Source organism: Paenarthrobacter sp. NPDC018779 (assembly GCF_044391085.1).
Lineage (GTDB): Bacteria > Actinomycetota > Actinomycetes > Actinomycetales > Micrococcaceae > Arthrobacter.
In genome coordinates this window covers 182,555-202,669 of the sequence record NZ_JBIRZS010000003.1, presented here as the reverse complement: position 1 = coordinate 202,669, position 20,115 = coordinate 182,555, and the positions used below count along the sequence as shown (strand labels likewise).

Genomic DNA, 20,115 nt, shown 5'->3' with positions numbered 1-20,115 from the left:
CTGATGGTGGACGCGCCAACAGCCGGCTCGGAGCAGAATGCGGCCGACGCATTCCTGGCAGGTGGCACCTCGCTGCGCAATGCCGCGGGACCCTACTTCGGCAAGTACGGTGGCCGTTGGATGCCCGAGTCCCTCATCGCCGCCCTTGACGAAGTCCAGGACACGTTCGAGAAGGCAAAGGCCGATCCCGAGTTCCTCGCCCAGCTGAAGGACCTCAACAAGAACTACTCCGGCCGTCCGTCGCTGCTCACCGAGGCCAGGAACTTCTCGAAGCACGCCGGTGGGGCCAGGATCTTCCTGAAGCGCGAAGACCTCAACCACACCGGATCCCACAAGATCAACAACGTCCTTGGCCAGGCGCTCCTGGCCAAGCGCATGGGCAAGACCCGGGTCATTGCCGAGACCGGCGCCGGACAGCACGGCGTAGCCAGTGCCACTGCAGCGGCCCTCCTTGGCCTCGAATGCGTCGTCTACATGGGAGCCGAGGACTGCCGCCGCCAGGCGCTCAACGTTGCCCGCATGCAGCTTCTTGGTGCAACCGTGGTGCCCGTAACCAACGGTTCCCAGACGCTGAAGGACGCCATCAACGACGCCCTCCGCGACTGGGTCTCCAACGTGGAGAACACCCACTACCTCCTCGGCACAGCCGCTGGAGCCCACCCGTTCCCGGCCATGGTCCGGTTCTTCCACGAGGTGATCGGCGAAGAGGCCCGCGCCCAGATCCTGGAGCAGACCGGGAAGCTCCCGGACGCCATCTGCGCTTGCATCGGCGGTGGATCCAACGCAATAGGCCTGTTCCACAGCTTCCTGGATGACGCCTCCGTGAAGATCTACGGCTTCGAAGCCGGCGGCGAGGGCGTGGAAACCGGCCGGCATGCAGCAGCTATTTCCCTTGGCCGCCCGGGTGTGCTCCACGGTGCCCGCTCCTACCTCATGCAGGACGAGGACGGACAGACGATCGAATCCCATTCCATCTCGGCAGGCCTGGACTACCCAAGCGTTGGCCCGGAACACTCCTACCTTGCCGACATCGGACGGGTCACCTACGAGCCCATTACCGATACCGAAGCAATGGACGCCTTCAGCCTCTTGTGCCGCACCGAAGGCATCATCCCTGCCATCGAGTCCTCCCACGCCCTGGCCGGCGCCATCAAGGTGGGGCAGCGTCTCACTGAGGGCAAGGACAATCCTGCCGAGGTTTCCGTGATCGTCAACCTGTCCGGTCGTGGCGACAAGGATGTGGAAACCGCGGCGGCCTGGTTCAACATGCTCGACGATGAGGGGCACGTGCGGGGGACCACCCTGTCCACGCGCAAGCCCAAAGGCCCATCGGAGCGATCTTCCGAGGCAGCCGCAGACGTGAACGGGGACCAGGACTAATGACTGAACAATTCGCCAGCAAATCTGCTGCCGCCATCGACCGTGCCAAGGCCGAAGGACGTGCCGCCCTGATCGGCTACCTGCCCGCCGGATACCCGACCGTGCAGGAAAGCATCGACGCCGGCATTGCCCTGGCGCGCAACGGCGCCGACCTCATCGAGATCGGCATTCCGTACTCTGACCCCGTGATGGACGGCCCCGTTATCCAGGCAGCCACCACGGAAGCCATTGCCAACGGGTTCCGCGTTTCCAACGTCTTCGACGTCGTTGCCGGCATCACCGCGGTTACGGACGCGGCAGTGTTGGTCATGACCTACTGGAACCCGGTGATGCGCATGGGCGTGGACGAGTTCTCGCGGCGCCTCGCTGAAGCCGGGGGAGCGGGCCTCATCACGCCGGACCTCATCCCGGACGAGGCTGACGAATGGTTCGAAGCATCGGACAAGTACGGTCTGGACCGGGTATTTCTGGTGGCGCCCTCCTCGACGCCTGAACGCCTGGACATGACTGTGAAGGCCAGCCGTGGATTCGTTTACGGTGTGTCCATCATGGGTGTCACCGGTGCCCGCCAGTCGGTCAGCAGCAGTGCCGAAGACGTTGTTGCCCGTGCACACGCCGCAGGAGCCGAGCGGGTATGCGTCGGCCTGGGTGTTTCCAACCCGGACCACGTCCGCGAAATCGCCGCTTACGCCGACGGTGTGATCGTTGGAACCGCCTTGGTGGCGGCCCTCCGCGATGGCGGCGTCGACGCCGTCGGGCAACTCACCAAGAACCTCAGCGCCGGTTTGGGCCGCGCAGCTGCAGACGCCTAGGAAAAGGAACAGCAAAGCCCCATGCAGACCGTCCTCCACGCAGCGGCAATGGTCCCCTTGAGTATCCCGAGTCCCTCGTGGTCCGGTTTCGATATTCCGCTGCCGTGGGGGACGTTGCGCATCCATGCGTATGCGCTCTGCATCCTTGCGGGCATCATCGTTGGCCTATGGCTGACGTCCGTCCGCTGGAAGCGTCGCGGCGCTCCCGAGGGCAGCCTGTGGGACATTGCCATCTGGGCCATTCCGTTTGGCATTATCGGCGGGCGCCTGTACCACGTGTTTTCGTCACCGGATGCATACTTCGGTCCTGGCTTCGACGGCACCGGTGACCTTTCCCTGATCCCACAGATCCAGCGCGGCGGCCTCGGTATTTGGGGTGCTGTGGTGTTGGGGGCAGTAGGTGCCTGGATTGGCTGCCGTCGTGCCGGGCTGAAGCTGACGGCGTTCCTCGACGTGGCGGCTCCGGGCCTCTTGCTCGCCCAGGCGATCGGACGGTGGGGCAACTGGTTCAACCAGGAGCTGTTCGGGGCGCCCACCACGCTTCCGTGGGGGCTGCAGATCGATCCTGCCAATGCGAACTTCCCGGCCGGAATGCCTGCCGATACCCTGTTCCACCCCACGTTCCTCTATGAGTCCTTGTGGAACTTGTTGGGCGTTGGGCTGCTCCTGGTCCTGGACCGCAGGTTCCACTTCCGCCGTGGACGCCTGTTCTGGCTTTACGCCATGTACTACACCGTTGGCCGCGTGTGGATCGAAGCGCTAAGGATAGACGACGCCGAGCAAATCACCCTCTTCGGGATCACCACCCGGCTTAATGTTTGGACGAGCATCCTGGTGTTCGTCGTGGCCATGGTGATCTTCCTGATCCTCGGACGCGGTGGCCGACCGGTGCCTGATACCCCGTATTTGGCGGGACGGGAGCCCGAGGCGGCACCCGCCAAAGATGCCGCTTCGGTGACGAGCGTCACCAGTCATGATGTGGAACGATCTGTCTCAGATAGTGGTTCCCGTGATAATCTCCCTGATAACCAAAGCGATCCGGGCCACGTTGACGAGCCGCAGGAAGCAGCAGGGGATTCCGGTAAGGCGGCTCAGGCCACGCCGGGCTCCGAAACTGCCGCGACTGCCGCAAGGAAGGCCCCCGGATCTACGCCGAAGGCTGACGACACCAAGTAGTCGCTTTCGGTAAAGGGGCAACAGAGTCACCGCTCGTAGGGCCCAGTCCACAGCGTCGTGGCACCCCGGAATCCGGATCGCAACATACCGATGTTCACCGGTCTCGCCGGGGCCAGTGGTCTGCGTAACTGTTAGTTTCGCAAGGCTGGCTGGCCTACAATTTCCAATAACTAGCGCTTTGTTGTGCCCATCACAGGCAAGCAAGGTGGGGCCAACGTTGTCCCTTCCATACGCACGATCACGAGGAAGGACGTCTCCCATGACCCATCTTCATAACCCCGGTTGGTCCGAAAACATCGAACCCCAGGGTGCCATGTCTCCGTTCAAGCGCTTCGCTGCGCTTCCGGAGGCCCAGGGGCTTTACAACCCCGATGCGGAGAAGGACGCCTGCGGCCTGGCCATTATTGCCACGCTCCGCGGGGAACCGGGATACGACATCGTGGAAGCGGCACTGACTGCGCTCCGCAATCTCGAACACCGCGGTGCCGTTGGCGCCGATGAGGGCACCGGTGACGGCGCAGGCCTGCTCATGCAGGTACCGGACGAGTTCTTCCGGGCCGTCACCGAATTCGAACTCCCGGCTCCCGGACAGTACGTGGTTGGAACGGCGTTCCTCCCCGCCGAGTCGCGCGAAGCAGCAACAGCAAAGGCCGGCATCGAGTCGTTGGCTGCCGACGAGGGCCTGACCGTCCTGGGCTGGCGCGAAGTTCCTGTGGTGGCCGACCTGGTTGGTGCCATGGCCCGCGCCTGCATGCCTTACTTCTCCCAGCCGTTCTTTGCTTCGGCCACTGGCGAGCAGCTTGAGCGCAACGAACTCGACTCCCGCGCCTGGCGGATCCGCAAGCGTGCCCAGAACAAGTTCGGCGTGTACTTCCCGTCGCTGTCCTCCCGCACCATTGTGTACAAGGGCATGCTGACCACCGCCCAGCTGGAGCCGTTCTACCCGGACCTCTCGGACAAGCGCTTCAAGACCAAGCTTGCGATCGTCCACTCGCGCTTCTCCACCAACACCTTCCCCTCCTGGCCGTTGGCCCAGCCTTTCCGCACCATCGCCCACAACGGCGAGATCAACACGGTCAAGGGCAACCGGAACTGGATGCGGGCACGGCAGTCGCAACTCGCCAGCCCGCTGCTCGGCGACACCCCGGAAGAGCTGTACCCGATCTGTACGCCGGGCGCTTCCGACTCTGCGTCCTTCGACGAAGTAGCCGAGCTCCTCTGGCTCTCCGGACGGCCCATCACGCACTCGATCATGATGATGATCCCGGAGGCGTGGGAGAACCACGCCACCATGGATCCGGCACGCCGCGCCTTCTACGAATACCACTCGCTGCTCATGGAGCCGTGGGACGGTCCCGCAGCTGTTTCCTTCACCGACGGCAACCTCGTTGGCGCCACCCTGGACCGCAACGGCCTGCGCCCGGGACGCTACTGGATCACTGAAGACGGCCTGATCGTTTTCGCCTCCGAAGTCGGCGTCATCGAGGTGGAGCCGTCCAACGTGGTCAAGAAGGGCCGTGTTGCCCCCGGCAAGATGTTCCTGGTGGACACCGAAGCCGGCCGCATCATCGACGACGCCGAGGTCAAAGCCGAGGTTGCTGCCGCCAACCCGTGGGCCGAGTGGCTCAAGGACAACCTGATCGACATCAACGAGCTCCCCGAGCGTGAGCACGTGCTGCATACCGCGGCGTCGGTCAACATCCGCCAGCGGACCTTCGGCTACACCACCGAGGAACTGAAGATCCTGCTTGGACCGATGGCCCGTACCGGAGCCGAGCCCTTGGGCGCCATGGGATCCGACACCCCTGTTGCGGTGCTCTCCAAGCGACCCCGCCTGCTGTTCGACTACTTCGTGCAGTCCTTCGCCCAGGTCACCAACCCACCGTTGGATGCCATCCGCGAAGAGCTGGTCACGTCGCTGAAGTGCGCCATCGGTCCCAACGGCAACCTTCTGGACGGCAAGCAGGTCCGCCAGCCGCAGATCTCGCTGCCGTTCCCCGTGATCAACAACGACCAGCTCGCCAAGATCGCGAACATCGAAAACGCCGACGGCGACCGCATCGCCATGAAGGTGCGCGGTCTCTACCGCCCCGAGGGTGGAGAAGCAGCCCTGCGTGCCCGCCTGACCGAAATCTGCGAGCAGGTTTCCGGCGCCATCAACCGCGGCGTGCAGTACATTGTGCTCTCCGATCGTGACTCCAACGCGCAGTGGGCACCGATCCCATCGCTCCTGCTGGTCAGCGCCGTGCACCACCACCTGCTCCGCAGCGCCAACCGCACCAAGACCGCTTTGGTGGTTGAGGCCGGAGACGTCCGCGAGACGCACCACGTGGCAGTGCTGATTGGTTACGGCGCTTCCGCCGTCAACCCGTACCTTGCCATGGAGTCCGTGGAACAGCTGATCTCCAACGGCGATGTTGTGGGCGTGACTCCCGAAGACGGTGTCTACAACCTCATCAAGGGCCTGGGTAAGGGCGTCCTGAAGATCATGTCCAAGATGGGCATCTCGACGGTTGCTTCCTACACCGGCGCACAAACGTTCGAAGCCCTGGGCCTGTCCCAGGAACTCGTGGACGAATTCTTCTCCGGCACGCACTCCCAGTTGGGCGGCGTGGGCCTGGAAGTCATCGCTGCAGAAGTCTCGGCGCGCCACCAGATGGCCTACCCCGAGGGTGGCATCGAGCACCCGCACCGCCCGCTCCTGGGTGGCGGCGAGTACCAGTGGCGCCGCGACGGCGAGCCGCACCTCTTCAACCCGGAGACGGTGTTCCGCCTGCAGCACGCCACGCGCGAACGCCGCTACGACATCTTCAAGCAGTACACCAAGGGTGTTGACGACCAGTCCGAAAACCTGATGACCTTGCGCGGCCTGCTTAAGTTCAAGGACGGTATCCGCCCTGCGGTCCCGCTCGAGGAAGTGGAGCCGGTCTCCAGCATCGTCAAGCGTTTCTCCACTGGAGCCATGAGCTACGGCTCCATCTCCAAGGAAGCGCACGAGACCCTCGCCATTGCCATGAACCGTTTGGGCGCCAAGTCCAACACGGGTGAAGGCGGCGAAGATGTGGACCGCCTGCTGGATCCGGAGCGCCGCTCCGCCATCAAGCAGATCGCGTCCGGCCGCTTCGGTGTGACCAGCCTGTACCTGACCAACGCCGACGACATCCAGATCAAGATGGCCCAGGGTGCCAAGCCCGGCGAAGGTGGCCAGCTGATGGCGCAGAAGGTCTACCCCTGGGTGGCCCGGACCCGTCACTCGACCCCCGGCGTGGGCCTTATTTCCCCACCGCCGCACCACGACATCTACTCGATCGAAGACCTCGCGCAGCTCATCTACGATGCCAAGCGCGCCAACCCTTCGGCACGGGTGCATGTGAAGCTGGTTTCGGAAGTCGGGATCGGCACCGTGGCGTCCGGCGTGACCAAGGCGAAGGCCGACGTCGTGCTTGTGTCAGGTCACGACGGCGGTACCGGCGCCTCGCCGCTGAACTCGCTCAAGCATGCGGGTGTGCCGTGGGAACTCGGTCTCGCCGAGACGCAGCAGACCCTGATGCTCAATGGCCTGCGCGACCGTGTGGTGGTCCAGGTTGACGGCCAGCTCAAGACCGGCCGCGACGTTGTCATTGCCGCGCTGCTCGGTGGCGAAGAGTTCGGTTTCGCTACGGCTCCGCTGGTGGTTGAAGGCTGCATCATGATGCGCGTCTGCCACCTGGACACCTGCCCGGTGGGTGTGGCCACGCAGAACCCCGAGCTTCGCGCCCGGTTCTCCGGCAAGCCCGAATTCGTGGTCAACTTCTTCGAGTTCCTCGCAGAGGAAGTCCGCGAAATCCTTGCCGAGCTTGGTTTCCGCAGCATCGAAGAGGCAATTGGCCACGCCGAGGTGCTGGACACCCGCGACGCGATCGACCACTGGAAGGCCGACGGCCTGGATCTCGATCCGATCCTGCACGGCCTTGAGTTCGACGACGACGTGCCGCTGCGCAATATGGTGGGCCAGAACCACGAGCTGGACAAGCACTTCGACCAGCGGCTCATCACCATGGCCCAGGAAGCACTCAGCGACCGCATGCCCGTCAAGATCACCCTGGACGTCATCAACACGGACCGTTCCGTGGGTACCATGCTGGGCCATGTGGTGACCAAGACGTTCGGCACCGATGTTCTTGCGACCGACACGATCGACGTCACGCTCAACGGCACGGCCGGTCAGTCCCTGGGCGCCTTCCTGCCCGCAGGCATCACCCTGCGCATGTTCGGCGACTCCAACGACTACGTTGGCAAGGGCCTCTCCGGTGGACGCATCATTGTCCGCCCGGACCGCACCAACGTGTTCCAGGCAGAGCGCAACGTCATTGCAGGCAACGTCATCGGTTACGGTGCAACGAGCGGTGAGCTCTTCCTCCGTGGCCAGGTGGGCGAACGCTTCCTGGTCCGCAACTCCGGTGCCACAGCCGTCGTCGAAGGTATTGGCGACCACGGTTGCGAGTACATGACCGGTGGCCAGACACTCATCATTGGCCGCACGGGCCGCAACTTCGGTGCAGGCATGTCCGGCGGTACGGCCTACGTGCTGGACCTGCAGCCTGAGCGCGTCAACAAGGACGCACTGGACTCCGGCGAGCTCCAGCTCCTTGAACTTGACGCCGAAGACCGCGACATTGTCCACGGCCTGCTCATCAAGCACGTTGAGGAGACCGAATCCGTCCTTGCCGGCCGGTTGCTCGAAAACTTCGACGACACCGCTGCCCGCATCACCAAGGTACTGCCGCGCGACTACGCTGCAGTCCTGCAAACCCGCCTCAACGCCATCGAAGAGGGCCTCGACCCCGACGGCGAAGAAGTATGGTCCCGAATCCTGGAGGTAACCGGTGGCTGATCCACGCGGATTTCTGAAAGTCCGGCAGCGCGAGACGCAGCCACGCCGTCCCGTTCCGGTCCGCATCATGGACTGGAAGGAAGTCTACGAGGCCCAGGAAAAGGGCGTCCTGAAGAGCCAGGCCGGCCGCTGCATGGACTGTGGCGTTCCGTTCTGCCACCAGGGGTGTCCGCTGGGCAACCTCATTCCCGAGTGGAACGACCTCGTCTGGCGGGACAAGGGTGAAGAGGCCATTGAGCGCCTCCACGCCACAAACAACTTCCCCGAATGGACCGGGCGCCTTTGCCCGGCTCCGTGTGAAGCTTCCTGCGTGCTGGGCATCAACCAGCCTGCCGTGACCATCAAGCAGGTTGAGGTTTCCATCATCGATGAAGCCTTCGACAACGACTGGGTCCAGCCGCTGCCGCCGACGCGCCTCACCGGCAAGACGGTAGCCGTGGTTGGCTCCGGCCCTGCCGGCCTTGCGGCCGCTCAGCAGCTGACACGCGTGGGTCACACGGTTGCCGTGTACGAACGCGATGACAAGATTGGCGGCCTGCTCCGCTACGGCATCCCCGACTTCAAGATGGAGAAGGACCAAGTGGATCGCCGCCTGGAGCAAATGAAGGCCGAAGGCACCCGCTTCCGCACCGGCGTCGCCGTCGGTACGGACGTGACGTGGGAGCAGTTGCGTCGCCGCTACGACGCCGTGGTGATTGCCACCGGCGCCACCGTGCCGCGCGACCTCCCCATCCCCGGCCGCGACCTCGACGGCGTGCATTTCGCCATGGATTACTTGGTGCCGTCCAACCGTGTGGTGGCGGGGGAGAACCCCGAAAACCACATCGACGCCCGTGGCAAGCACGTGGTCATCCTCGGTGGCGGCGACACCGGTGCGGACTGCATCGGTACCGCGCACCGCCACCAGGCAGCCTCGGTGACCACCCTGGCGATCGGCAAGCAGCCGCCGCTGGAACGTGCGTCGCACCAACCGTGGCCGACGTTCCCCACCCTCTTCGAGGTGGCCAGCGCCCACGAAGAAGGCGGCGAGCGTACCTACCTTGCGTCCACCGTTGAGTTTGTTGGCGAAAACGGCAAGCTGACCGGTGTCAAGGTTGCCGAAACGGAGTTCGTGGACGGCAAGCGCCTCCCCAAGGCCGGAACCGAGCGCGTCATCCCCGCGGACCTCGTGTTCCTCAGCCTCGGCTTCACCGGCGCCGAGCCGGCAGGCATCACCGAACAAGTAAGTGCAGAGTTTGACGCCCGTGGCAACGTTGCCCGTGATGGCTACTACATGACGAATACCGAAGGCGTGTTCGTTGCCGGCGATGCCGGACGTGGCCAGTCTCTGATTGTGTGGGCCATCGCCGAGGGCCGTGCGTGCGCGGCCGCCGTCGATAAGTTCCTCATGGGAAGCACGATCCTCCCGGCACCGGTCGCCCCCACCGACCGGGCAATCGCGGTCTTATAGCGCCGGCAGGAATGTTCTTTTACTCAATCAGCAGAACACTACTTAGGGTAGGTATATGAGACGCGCGAAAATTGTGGCAACTTTCGGCCCGGCTATCTCCAGCTATGACAACACCCTCGCGGTGCTGGAGGCCGGCGTCGACGTTGCGCGTATGAACATGAGCCACGGGGACTACTCCGTGCACGACAACACCTACGAGAACGTCCGCAAGGCTTCCGCCCAGTTGCAGAAGCCCGTGGCCATCATGGCCGACCTGCAGGGACCCAAGATCCGTCTGGGCCGCTTCGTTGACGGACCGCACGAGCTGGCCGTTGGCGACACCTTCACCATCACCACCGAAGACGTCCCCGGTACCAAGGACATCTGCTCCACCACGCTCAAGAGCCTCACCGAGGACGTCAACGTTGGCGACGCTTTGCTCATCGACGACGGCAAGGTAGCCCTGCGCGCCATTGAAGTTGACGACGTCAAAGTTGTTGCCACCGTTACCGTTGGCGGCAAGGTCTCCAACAACAAGGGCATCAACCTTCCCGGTGTTGCCGTCAACGTTCCCGCGCTGAGCGAAAAGGACGAGGACGACCTCCGTTGGGCCCTCAAGCGCGGCGTTGACCTGGTTGCCCTCTCCTTCGTCCGCGACGCAGCCGACATCAAGCGCGTCCACGAAATCATGGACGAAGAAGGCCGCCGCGTACCGGTCATCGCCAAGATCGAAAAGCCCCAGGCCGTGGACCAGCTCCACGAAATCATCGACGCGTTCGACGCCATCATGGTTGCCCGTGGCGACCTCGGTGTTGAACTGCCGCTCGAAGAGGTGCCGATCGTCCAGAAGCGCGCCATCGAACTGGCCCGCCGCTGGGCCAAGCCGGTCATCGTGGCCACCCAGGTCCTCGAATCCATGATCGACAACCCCCGCCCGACCCGTGCAGAGGCTTCCGACTGCGCCAACGCAGTGCTCGACGGCGCCGACGCAGTAATGCTCTCCGGCGAAACCTCGGTGGGGCAGTACCCGATCGAAACCGTCAAGACCATGGCCCGGATCATCGAATCCACCGAAGAGCACGGCCTGGAGCGCGTACCCCCGCTGGGCACCAAGCCCCGCACCCGTGGTGGCGCCATCACCCGTGCCGCAGTGGAAATCGCCGACCAATTGGACGCCAAGTACATCTGTGCGTTCACCCAGTCCGGTGACTCCGCCCGCCGTCTGTCCCGCCTGCGTCCGGTCAAGCCGGTCTTCGCGTTCACTCCGGTTGAGCACGTGTGGAACCAGCTGGCACTGACCTGGGGCATCCGTCCGGTGCTCGTCTCCATGGTGGGACACACCGACGAAATGACCGCCCAGGTGGACAAGAGCCTGCTGGACATGAAGCTCGTTGAGGAAGGCGACCTGGTGGTCATCGCAGCCGGTTCCCCTCCAGGACAGGCCGGATCCACCAACTCGCTCAAGGTCCACAAGGTAGGCGACCTCGCCGACACCTCGGCCCCCGACTCCTCCCGCAAGGAGCCTGTTGGTCCTTGGCCTGAGAAGAAGTCCAAAGCGAAGGCGTAGTCTTCGTTTTCGATGGGCAGGTCCCGCCGGTTGGCGGGGCCTGCTTTTCGTTTAAGCGTGACGTCCGTTCAGTACGACGGCGGGTGGTTCGCTTTTGTGGGCTGCGCTTCGGTGCGTGGGGCGCACCGGCGAGTTCCGGCGTCGTGGTTTTTGAACGCAGAAGGGCGGCTTCCGAACCGGAAGCCGCCCTTCGTTGGCTTGGTGCTAGTTGACCTGGTTGATGATGGTCTCGGCGACCTCGCGCATGCTGAGGCGGCGGTCCATGGAGGTCTTCTGGATCCAGCGGAAGGCCTCGGGCTCGGTGAGGCCCATCTTGGTGGTCAGGAGGCTCTTGGCGCGTTCCACGAGCTTTCGGGTGGCGAACTGCTCCTGGAGGTCCGAAACCTCGTTCTCGAGGGCCTTGATCTCCTCGTGGCGGGAGAGGGCGATCTCGATGGCGGGGACGAGGTCGGCCGGGGTGAAGGGCTTAACGACGTACGCCATGGCGCCGGCGTCGCGGGCACGCTCAACGAGTTCCTTCTGGCTGAAAGCCGTGAGGAGCACAACCGGAGCGATGCGTGCCTTCACGATCTTCTCAGCGGCGGAGATGCCATCCATGACGGGCATCTTGACGTCCATCAGGACAAGATCGGGCTTCAGCTCTTCGGCCAGTTCAACAGCCTTTTCGCCGTTATCGGCCTCGCCGACGACGTCGTAACCCTCGCCCTTCAGGATCTCGATAATGTCCAGGCGGATGAGCGTCTCATCCTCGGCGACGACAACGCGTCGGGCCGGCTGGGCTGCGGGTGCGGACTCCGTCTGTTCGGTCACGGGATCTCCTTGCAAAGGTTCGGCGGGTTCAAGTCCATCTTAGTGTGGACGCATCCGGGGCAGGTTTTGTTGCAACCGGCGCGCCCGGTTCTTTGAAACAGCCTATCTGCATGTAGAGTAGTTTCGCGTGCTGGGAACGGATCGCGTTGCTCACAGAAATGTAGCTGGTTTCCACCCAGTATCTCCGCGCCCGAGTGGCGGAATTGGCAGACGCGCCGCACTCAAAATGCGGTATCGAAAGGTGTGTGGGTTCGAGTCCCACCTCGGGCACGATGTTGTCGCAGGTCAGGGGCCTATATGGCCCCTGACTGTGTACAAAACCCCTAAAAGTGTGTACAGCGGCGTAGCGTTTTATGCATGGCCAGCATCTCTACACGCACCAAGAAGGACGGTTCTCAGTCCTTTATGGTCCGCTGGCGGGACCCTAAAACTCGTAAGGCGCAGGGGCTGACTTTTGCCTCTCATTCTGAAGCAGAGACCCTCAAACGGTTGCTCGACGCCAACGGCCAGAACTTCGAAGTAGCCCAACACGCGATCCTCGAAAACGCCGAGCGAGTGCCGACTGTTGCCGAGGTGATCCAAGAGCACATCGACCTTCTGGTTCGACCATCCAGCGGCACCGTGAAGACTTACCAGACCATGCTCGACCTTCATGTGAAGAAGGTCATCGGCGGACTGCCCGTCGACAAGCTCGACTACCGGGCCATTGCCTTCTGGGTGAAGTCCATGATGGCCAAAGGCCGATCGCCGAAGACGATCAAGAACGTGCATGGCCTGATCTCGGCGTCCATGAACACCGCGGAGATGCTTGGGTATATCACGCGTAATCCTTGCCGTGGCGTGCAGCTGCCGAGCGTGGAGAAGGCCGAGGACGAAATGATGTTCCTCACCCACGCGGAGTTCGGCCTGATTATGGAAAACATGGGGGAGCGGTACAGGGACTTCACGAACTTTCTGGTGATGACCGGGACTCGCTTCGGGGAAGCGACTGCCTTGACCGTGGCAGACATCGATTTGCTGGGAAAGCCGGCGACCGCACGCATCAACAAGGCGTGGAAGCGAGACGGACAGAATCAGTTCTACATAGGGCCGACGAAGACAGGCGCGGGTAAACGGACGATCGGGCTGAATCCTGCGCTGGTGGAGTTGTTGATTCCGTTGGTGGCAGGTCGGCCAAGCAGCGATCTGCTGTTCACGACGCCTAAAGGGGAGCGGATCGTGCACAAGCTTTACTGGCACCACTACTGGGTGCCCGCGGTGAAGGCAGCCCAGCTTCGGGGCTTGCGAAAGGACCCACGGATTCACGACCTGCGGCACACTCATGCGTCCTGGCTGATCCAGGATGGTGTGCCGATCTTTACGATCTCCCGGCGACTTGGGCACGCGTCCATCAAGACTACTGAGCAGGTCTACGGGCACTTGATGCCAGAGGCGTTGCAGGTTGGAGCGGATGCTACGGAACGGCAGGTCGCAGCGTTCATGCGCTGATGCTGTTCTTGTCTCTTAGGAGACGAGGCGGTTGCGTGCCCTTGTTCCGATAAGTCTCGTGCTGGTGGGATTGTGGAGAGCCTCTGGCGTCGGGTGCGAGGCCGGCAAGATCTCGCTCAGCCGGGCTATCTCTGCGATGTGCTCTGACGTGAAGACGATCTTGCCTTTGCCCCAGCAAACATGCGGAAAGCGACCCGCCGCAGCGCCATCTCGCAGCCATCCTTCACTGCATCGCATGAGTGCTGCAGCTTCCGCAGGTTCAAAAAATGCCAAGTTCATTTCGTTCCGATCTAGGATTATCCCTTGGCAGTTCATGCGCATTTCCCAGTAGGGTACATGACGCCGTGTGGAAACCGTGCTCCTTCCCCGCATGGGCCTAGACTATCCGACTTGCCTGCTCGAACCGTGGGACCGTTCCAGCGGCCGTCGACACTTGAATTATCACCGGACAGACAAAGGCGCATTTCTTTCATGCCTCGCTCCGCGATGGCCACACTTGTCAGGACTCCGTGGTGCCTGAAGTGCTGTTTTGATGGGCCGGTCCCTCTGCAGAAACCATTCGAGAAGGTGACGCGACTCCGTTACGGTGCCTTCCTGCGGAATGCTTTGAAACAGTAATATTGGGAGAGCCTCCGCGTGGGGGAGTGCATAAAAGGATCCTATACCGCGGGCTGAGTTGGCTCACGACGTCGGTTCAGTGTTCCTCGCCGGACTCACCCTCGAGCCACAGTGGGCGGGGCTTAGGCGCTTGATTTGATCACGCGCACCAGGCTCCGGTAGACCGCGTATCCTGAGTCCTTCTCAGTGTTCCTGGCTCGATAGGTTGGTTTAGGGGACTTCTTTCTGGAACTCATACAGACAGCTTCGCAAGGACTCAGCGCTAGCTGGGGGACGAAGGCTGGTGTCGCCTGGGGAGATTCGGCATAGTGTGTTGCGGTCTCGGCCAGGCGCTTAGCGCGATGAGTGGCTGGAATCGTCTAGGCCGTTGTCATGACGACGCCCTTCCTTACTGGCGACCCACGGCACTTGGATGGACCTCAAATCCAAATGTGGTTCCAGCCTCCCCGAGTGCGTGGTTTCGTCCGCAGACGGCAATCATTGTCCACAGGCGTTCGACCGAATCAGCGATGCGTTGGTTGATTGACGTATGAAGGTGTTCCCAGAGTGCGCTATCTAATGGGGACTCTGTAGCGGCCGTGAAAGCGGCTGCTATATGTGGCTCTTGGAGCACTACGTCCTCCATGCGCTGCCAGTATTCCGTCGGGCTCTCCCATGGTTGAGGAGTGGCTCCCAGCCGGTCAAGGTGGTAAAAGCGCCCGGACTGTCCGTATCTTCCTAGCGTGTCAATAAGAGGCACAACTACGGCATCAGCCTCAACCTCCGCCAGTAGGCCCCGCACATATTCGGAGCTGACGGCAGTACGTTTTGAGAGTTCTGTCATGACCATTGAGTGCATGTCGACAAGGTTGTGGCCGAAGTCCTTCATCTGTCTTTTTGTTGGCCAACTCTGGCTGCTGTCCAGGGAGGAAAGCCCGAGCGTAAGCTTGTAAAGCTTCTCGACCCCGATTGAAAGCATCGTAAGGATGGGATCGCGTGTTGTGTCAATGAACGCCGCCGTGCGCACAACTCTTGTGCCATAAGCCAAAAGGTTTCTGGCGGAACTCATCTCTTCGATTAGGGCGAATGCTTTTTCGCGGTCTAAGTGGGGGATCGACATGAGGCCACCCTATCGGCGGACACCGTATGTGCTTTCTTAGCAGCAACCGTGAGTACGTGAGTACAGAGAGCCAGGGAACGGGATATGCCTTCCGACGTGCCGGACGCCCGGCCCCTCATCGTAGTTAGATCTGTCCGGCGAGGAGCACATCGCCTGTCAGCAGTGGCCTGTCTGGACGCTGCTGCGTGGCGGGGCTTGGGCGGAGGGGCGGCTCGGGGAGCACCTTAAGCCGGATTATCATTGGGCCTCTGCCTACAGGCCAGCGCCGCCACAATCGGCGCACAGGTAGGACAGGATTTGTCTGTAGTTAAGTGCTCTGGAGAGGCGGGAGGGCCCGAGTTTCGCCAATGATCGGAGAGGGGGGGTGATCCTTTCGGCAGTTCTTGTGCAGTTTGCAACGAGATGGGACACGCGAATATCCAGTAGTTCCCATATGATCGAGCCATGTCCCTTACGCGCCACCTTCGCGACAAGCAATCGCCGATCCGGCAGTTTGTCTATGACTGCGCCCCAGAGCTCGCTTTAGCGGGCACCCGCGGACGAGAAGGTCAATTGATGGCGTCGGAATTCGGCTTTGACGAAGTTACTGCGCTTAATACTCAGCTTCCCATTCCCGAGGGAGTGAACGAACGCAAGTCGCACGCCATCACGGCAGGCATGGCACTCGACTACCGCATAAGAATGGAGCTGCCGGATTTTGACTTCGCTGACACAATGGCTCAGGCAGGTTTAGACATCCTCGGCATGGATCCGGGTGTCATCCATAGAGGAAAACACATACATAAAACGCTGGAGATGGCTAGTGGCTTCGCCTACCTGACATGGAAAGAGAAGTCTCCCCACCCGCTCAGCCTCGACAGGGCCTCGATTCCATTGGCGTGGTGCGAGAGTATCGCACGAGCGGGACCACAGATAGCACTTTCCGGTGAACTGGGGAAGCGAATCAAACGCGCGAAGGACGCGGTCGAGCTAATGATGGGCATTGATGAGTCGCTTCTTTTTGACGTTTCCTGCATGCGAAACGCAGTGGAGCCGCTCATAGCTGAATGGAACAATGATCTGGAATCCGGCAACATTGACTATGTGCCCAACCCTGACTTTCTTGGAAGCTCTGCAGTAGGAGGGGCAGACGCTGATTGGGTTGTTGGCGACATGCTCATTGAGCTAAAAACGCGGGAGGTAATCACTAACGCTTGGCTTAGGGACGTGCTCTTTCAATTGCTTGGTTATGTACTTCTCGATCTAGATGATTCCTTCGGCATCCAGAGAGTTGGCATCTTGCTCCCCCGACAGCCCTATTTTGCCGTTTGGAGCATCCCTGACCTCCTTCGGCAAGACTCACAAGAGGCCCTTCAAAGTCTTCGAAACGACTTCGCCTCACTGCTAGTTAGGCAATGATGAGAAGGTGAACCTTGCGCCAGAGTTACTTAAACGACTAAATCTGAAGAGTGCTGCGGAGTCGGAGCTGTCAATGTCGAACCGGCTAATGCCGCGGCGCCCGGATCGCATCGCTCTCGCTGGGCAGGCGAGTGAGGTTGTCCGGCTGTTCCGCCCCAAGTATGCCAAGGGCCAGTTCGGTGATCTGGCGGATATCGTATTCGTCGAAAAGAATCGAAGGGGACGACGCCCTATCAGCGAGATGACTCTGAGGGACAAAGTGTTGCTCCGGGCGCTGGTCGATCTCATCGCTGAGTCTCTGCCGGCGCACCTCGTTACCAGGGCATCGCATGACGACTTCAAGAAGTCACCTCTTGTAGGAGACGAGGTGCAATACGTCAGCAAGACCGACGTCACCTCCTACTATGAGTATGTCGATCACGATAGGTTGGCGGACGAACTGGAAGCCCAGACTGGGGAAGCTCCGGCCATTGCTGCGCTCATGGAACTTTTATTAAGGGTGATGGGCCGCCGAGTGGGCCTTCCTCAGGTCCATCGGTCGAGCGACATCCTCGGCGATGCCTATATCGATCCCGTACGACGGCGAATGCGACGCGCTGGTTATCAGGTAACCACATACTCAGATGACTTCCGCATCGCGTCGCCAACGCTTGCTCATGCACGGCAAGCACTCGAAACGTGCGCCCGGGAGGTTCGACAGTTAGGCCTCACTCTAAATGAAGCGAAAACCTACACCTACAGCACGCCAAATTACATAGCCTCTCTCAGCGCTTTCACTGAAGCAGAAAAGCACCTTTTTGAAGAGGGGAGTGGTTCCTCCGAGGATTTACGCCTCTTGTTCCTGGACGGCTATGCAGACGAGATTGACGAGGGTGCATCAGAATCGCCACAGGCTCTGGCCGCCTCGACAGTGCAGCCTGTCCTCGAGGAAGACGCGCTATTTTCTACACCGACCGACGAAGTGGTCATCGATAACCCAGAGCAGATGCGGGCCGCCAAGAAGGCCTGGGACATCTGGGTGAACGAAGCCGAGTCTGACGCGAAGCAGTCAACCACCGATGCCGCCATTACAGAGACTCTTCTTGGACGGGCTCTTCCTATCTTGGGTCGCTCGGGTGTAGTTGAACCCGTCGCTTATCTCTCAAAACTCTTGCGCTTCGAGCCGGCACTAACGCCTCAAATTAGCGCATACATCACCGAGTTGGCGGCCACCGGTCCAGCGGCTAGAACCAAGCTTCGACGCACACTGGATCTACTTGTCGAAGAACAGAACTTCAGTGTTTGGCAAAAAGTTTGGTTGGCTGAAGCTGCTGGGAACATTCGTCCAGCTAAGACCGAGTATAAGCACTATGCATGGCTGCAAGAGTGTGTAACCGGTCAGAACCCGGCCCTGGCAGCGACGTCGGCTGCTGCCGTCGGTAGGCTGAGTCGGGGCGACGTCGGCAAGCTAACCGCTGCGCTAGATCGGGTTGGGCCATCTTGGCGGTCGTTGGTGATATGGGGAATCGCGAAAACGGACCTCCCGACTGCCGAATCGGTGGCCGAAGATCAGTTGGAGCGAGTCTTACTGAAGACGTTCGAATCGTGAGCCTACCAATTGTCCTGGGAGCGCGTGCGGAAGCGGCTTGCCGGCTTCTGAATCAGACACTCGGTCTTCACCGTACCCAAACCATCGATACCCAAAGGGCTAAACCCCTGGCCCGTCTGGCAACCCCGACCTTTGACGGAGTTCAGGTGCAACGCCAAGCGACGTTTCTACGGATGATTTCGATCACCGAGGCTTTCTGTGTGGATCGGCTACTCGATCTGGCCGAAACTGAATTCTCTCCGACAGGAAATAACATCCGTACTCTTGTATGGGACAAAGCGTCAACGTCGGCTGTGAGCACTTGGTCAGGCACGCAGGATGCCTATAAGAGCTGGTATGACATCAGACCAAGTTGGACTCAAATCAACCAGTTGATCGAGGTTCGTAATGCCATAGCCCACGGTCTTGGTAAACTCACTCGCATTCAGCGTGCCAAACGTGCTTCCATCTCAAATAAGATCACGACGGCAAAAATCCGCCTCAGCGGTGACTACATAGTTCTCGAAGAGGCTAACCTCCAGAGCGTCAGAGATGTGTGCGTGGATCTAATTTCTGAAATTGACGGGCTCGTCCAAGGTAAAACCGGCGATGTCAACTAAGGCGGGGTTCCAAAATGCTCAACTCGGCGTATAGACCTGATGTCTCATTTTCGGCAGGTGCCCTAGCGCTGGGCAAAGGAATGGACGCTAGGGAGCCAACTCTGGGGGAACTGACTACTGTGTGGAGGACACTAGCCCTGTGGCCATCTATTTCTGCTGCTGGTCGGCTGCTTCACGGAGTTCTTGCAGGGCGCACAGCACGGACGCCATAAGCATCGCTGCTAGAAGTGCGTTATCGGATGTGTAGTGTTCCGTGCTGGCAACGTGCACTGTGATGTGACGTGATAGTTCGGCAGGTTTTGGTTTATTCCAGTGGGCATACCAGGCAGTGTAAAACAGGCCGATTGGGGCTAACGCGGCTTGGACGCGAACCTTTGTGAAAGGGATGTCGTCGAAGTTGAGATGAACGTCCTTCTTTACCTTGCTGTAGTTGCCACTCATCGTCGCCGCGACAGCTGTTTCTGTGACGGTGACGGCCAGAGCTTGGGCTGGCTCGTCGAAGCCTGCTTCTAGAGCCGAGATAACTCTTCGTGCCAGAGGAAGTTGGTCTTGAAAGCTGGTGTTGGTGATCCGCTTGAGAGCTTCGCTGCAATCTGCCAGCACGGTATCACGATTTTCGATAAGTATCTTTATTCGGGCGGTGCGGTCGGGAGCCTGAAGTAAGAGAGAAACAATTTCCTCTCGGGGTATCCAGACGAGAGGGATTCCTTCTTCATTGAGTATGGATTCGATAAGGTCCAGATCTACTTTGGCCGGCCAATTTGGGGGAAGGACTTGTTCAAGCTTTATGTGTACATCCAGGAGATCTGAGATCCATCCGAAGTCCACTTTGGGCATGTCGAAGAGGCCAGACACACCTGTAAATGCCATCGGATCCGGAGTCTGATTGAAAACTTTAACGATGTCCGGGCTGGGTGCATAGCCCAAATTGGCAATATTCACCTTAGGAAAGATAAAACCAGTGAACCTGGGTATTTCCACTGCAGGAAATATTCTCGAGATATCTGGGGGATCAAATTTGGGGAACAGGCCTGAGAAGTCGGGGAGATCGAATTTAGGGAACAGGGTTGAGAAGTCGAAACCAGGGTAATTGGGCAGGACGAACGCCGTTGGCTGTTCGAGTTCTTCTGCATTATGCCCGGCGTTATCCGGCAAGGACGGTTCCTCTTGCCCGTCACCCTCACGGCCACCGTGCGCCGGATCTTCCCCAGATCCGTTGTCGTCACTGGAAGCGTCGTACTTGCCATCGTTCATGCCATAACCTCATCAGCCGAGTAC

13 protein-coding genes and 1 tRNA gene are annotated in these 20,115 nt (G+C 60.7%); 11 read left to right on the top strand and 3 right to left on the bottom strand.

Annotation, left to right across the window (positions count from 1 at the left end; translation table 11 throughout):
- The first annotated feature begins 3 nt into the window (after positions 1–3).
- From trpB to pyk, 6 genes are all read left to right on the top strand, one after another.
- A complete protein-coding gene (gene trpB, locus ACH488_RS05375; RefSeq protein WP_397322955.1) occupies positions 4–1,380 on the top strand; it encodes a tryptophan synthase subunit beta in 1,377 nt (458 codons plus the stop codon).
- Positions 1,380–2,192, top strand: coding sequence for a tryptophan synthase subunit alpha (gene trpA / locus ACH488_RS05370; RefSeq protein ID WP_397322744.1), 813 nt, complete (start codon positions 1,380–1,382; stop codon positions 2,190–2,192). The genes trpB and trpA overlap by 1 nt, the downstream gene beginning before the upstream one ends.
- A gap of 21 nt (positions 2,193–2,213) precedes the next feature.
- Positions 2,214–3,368: a prolipoprotein diacylglyceryl transferase gene (lgt, locus tag ACH488_RS05365; RefSeq protein WP_397322743.1), complete on the top strand. Its 1,155-nt coding sequence runs from the start codon at positions 2,214–2,216 to the stop codon at positions 3,366–3,368.
- 259 nt (positions 3,369–3,627) lie between these two features.
- Positions 3,628–8,241 carry a glutamate synthase large subunit gene (gene gltB / locus ACH488_RS05360; protein WP_397322741.1) on the top strand — a complete coding sequence of 1,538 codons (4,614 nt, stop codon included), beginning with the start codon at positions 3,628–3,630 and terminating at the stop codon, positions 8,239–8,241.
- The gene (locus tag ACH488_RS05355) at positions 8,234–9,691 is read left to right on the top strand and encodes a glutamate synthase subunit beta (RefSeq protein ID WP_397322739.1); all 1,458 of its coding nucleotides are present in this window, start codon (positions 8,234–8,236) and stop codon (positions 9,689–9,691) included. The genes gltB and ACH488_RS05355 overlap by 8 nt, the downstream gene beginning before the upstream one ends.
- Before the next feature lie 55 nt (positions 9,692–9,746).
- A complete protein-coding gene (gene pyk, locus ACH488_RS05350; protein WP_397322738.1) occupies positions 9,747–11,237 on the top strand; it encodes a pyruvate kinase in 1,491 nt (496 codons plus the stop codon).
- 204 nt (positions 11,238–11,441) lie between these two features.
- Here pyk and ACH488_RS05345 read toward each other — a convergent pair whose 3' ends face one another.
- Positions 11,442–12,047 carry an ANTAR domain-containing response regulator gene (locus ACH488_RS05345; protein ID WP_397322737.1) on the bottom strand — a complete coding sequence of 202 codons (606 nt, stop codon included), beginning with the start codon at positions 12,045–12,047 and terminating at the stop codon, positions 11,442–11,444.
- A 188-nt stretch (positions 12,048–12,235) separates the two neighbouring features.
- Here ACH488_RS05345 and ACH488_RS05340 point away from each other — a divergent pair.
- Positions 12,236–12,317 (top strand) — tRNA-Leu (locus ACH488_RS05340).
- 87 nt (positions 12,318–12,404) lie between these two features.
- A complete protein-coding gene (locus ACH488_RS05335; RefSeq protein WP_397322736.1) occupies positions 12,405–13,535 on the top strand; it encodes a tyrosine-type recombinase/integrase in 1,131 nt (376 codons plus the stop codon).
- Positions 13,536–14,541: 1,006 nt separating this feature from the next.
- On the opposite strand, the gene ACH488_RS05330 is transcribed toward ACH488_RS05335, so the two are convergent.
- Positions 14,542–15,252 (bottom strand): hypothetical protein, encoded by a 711-nt coding sequence (locus ACH488_RS05330; protein WP_397322735.1) that lies wholly within the window; start codon positions 15,250–15,252, stop codon positions 14,542–14,544.
- A gap of 555 nt (positions 15,253–15,807) precedes the next feature.
- On the opposite strand from ACH488_RS05330, the gene ACH488_RS05325 reads away from it, so the two are divergent.
- The 3 genes from ACH488_RS05325 to ACH488_RS05315 are packed head-to-tail and all read left to right on the top strand — an operon-like array spanning position 15,808 to position 18,837.
- Positions 15,808–16,650, top strand: coding sequence for a hypothetical protein (locus tag ACH488_RS05325; protein WP_397322734.1), 843 nt, complete (start codon positions 15,808–15,810; stop codon positions 16,648–16,650).
- Between the two features lie 7 nt (positions 16,651–16,657).
- Positions 16,658–18,238 (top strand): RNA-directed DNA polymerase, encoded by a 1,581-nt coding sequence (locus ACH488_RS05320; RefSeq protein WP_397322732.1) that lies wholly within the window; start codon positions 16,658–16,660, stop codon positions 18,236–18,238.
- A complete protein-coding gene (locus ACH488_RS05315) occupies positions 18,235–18,837 on the top strand; it encodes a hypothetical protein (protein WP_397322731.1) in 603 nt (200 codons plus the stop codon). The genes ACH488_RS05320 and ACH488_RS05315 overlap by 4 nt, the downstream gene beginning before the upstream one ends.
- Positions 18,838–18,984: 147 nt before the next feature.
- On the opposite strand, the gene ACH488_RS05310 is transcribed toward ACH488_RS05315, so the two are convergent.
- Positions 18,985–20,091 (bottom strand): hypothetical protein, encoded by a 1,107-nt coding sequence (locus ACH488_RS05310; RefSeq protein ID WP_397322730.1) that lies wholly within the window; start codon positions 20,089–20,091, stop codon positions 18,985–18,987.
- Between the last annotated feature and the right edge of the window lie 24 nt (positions 20,092–20,115).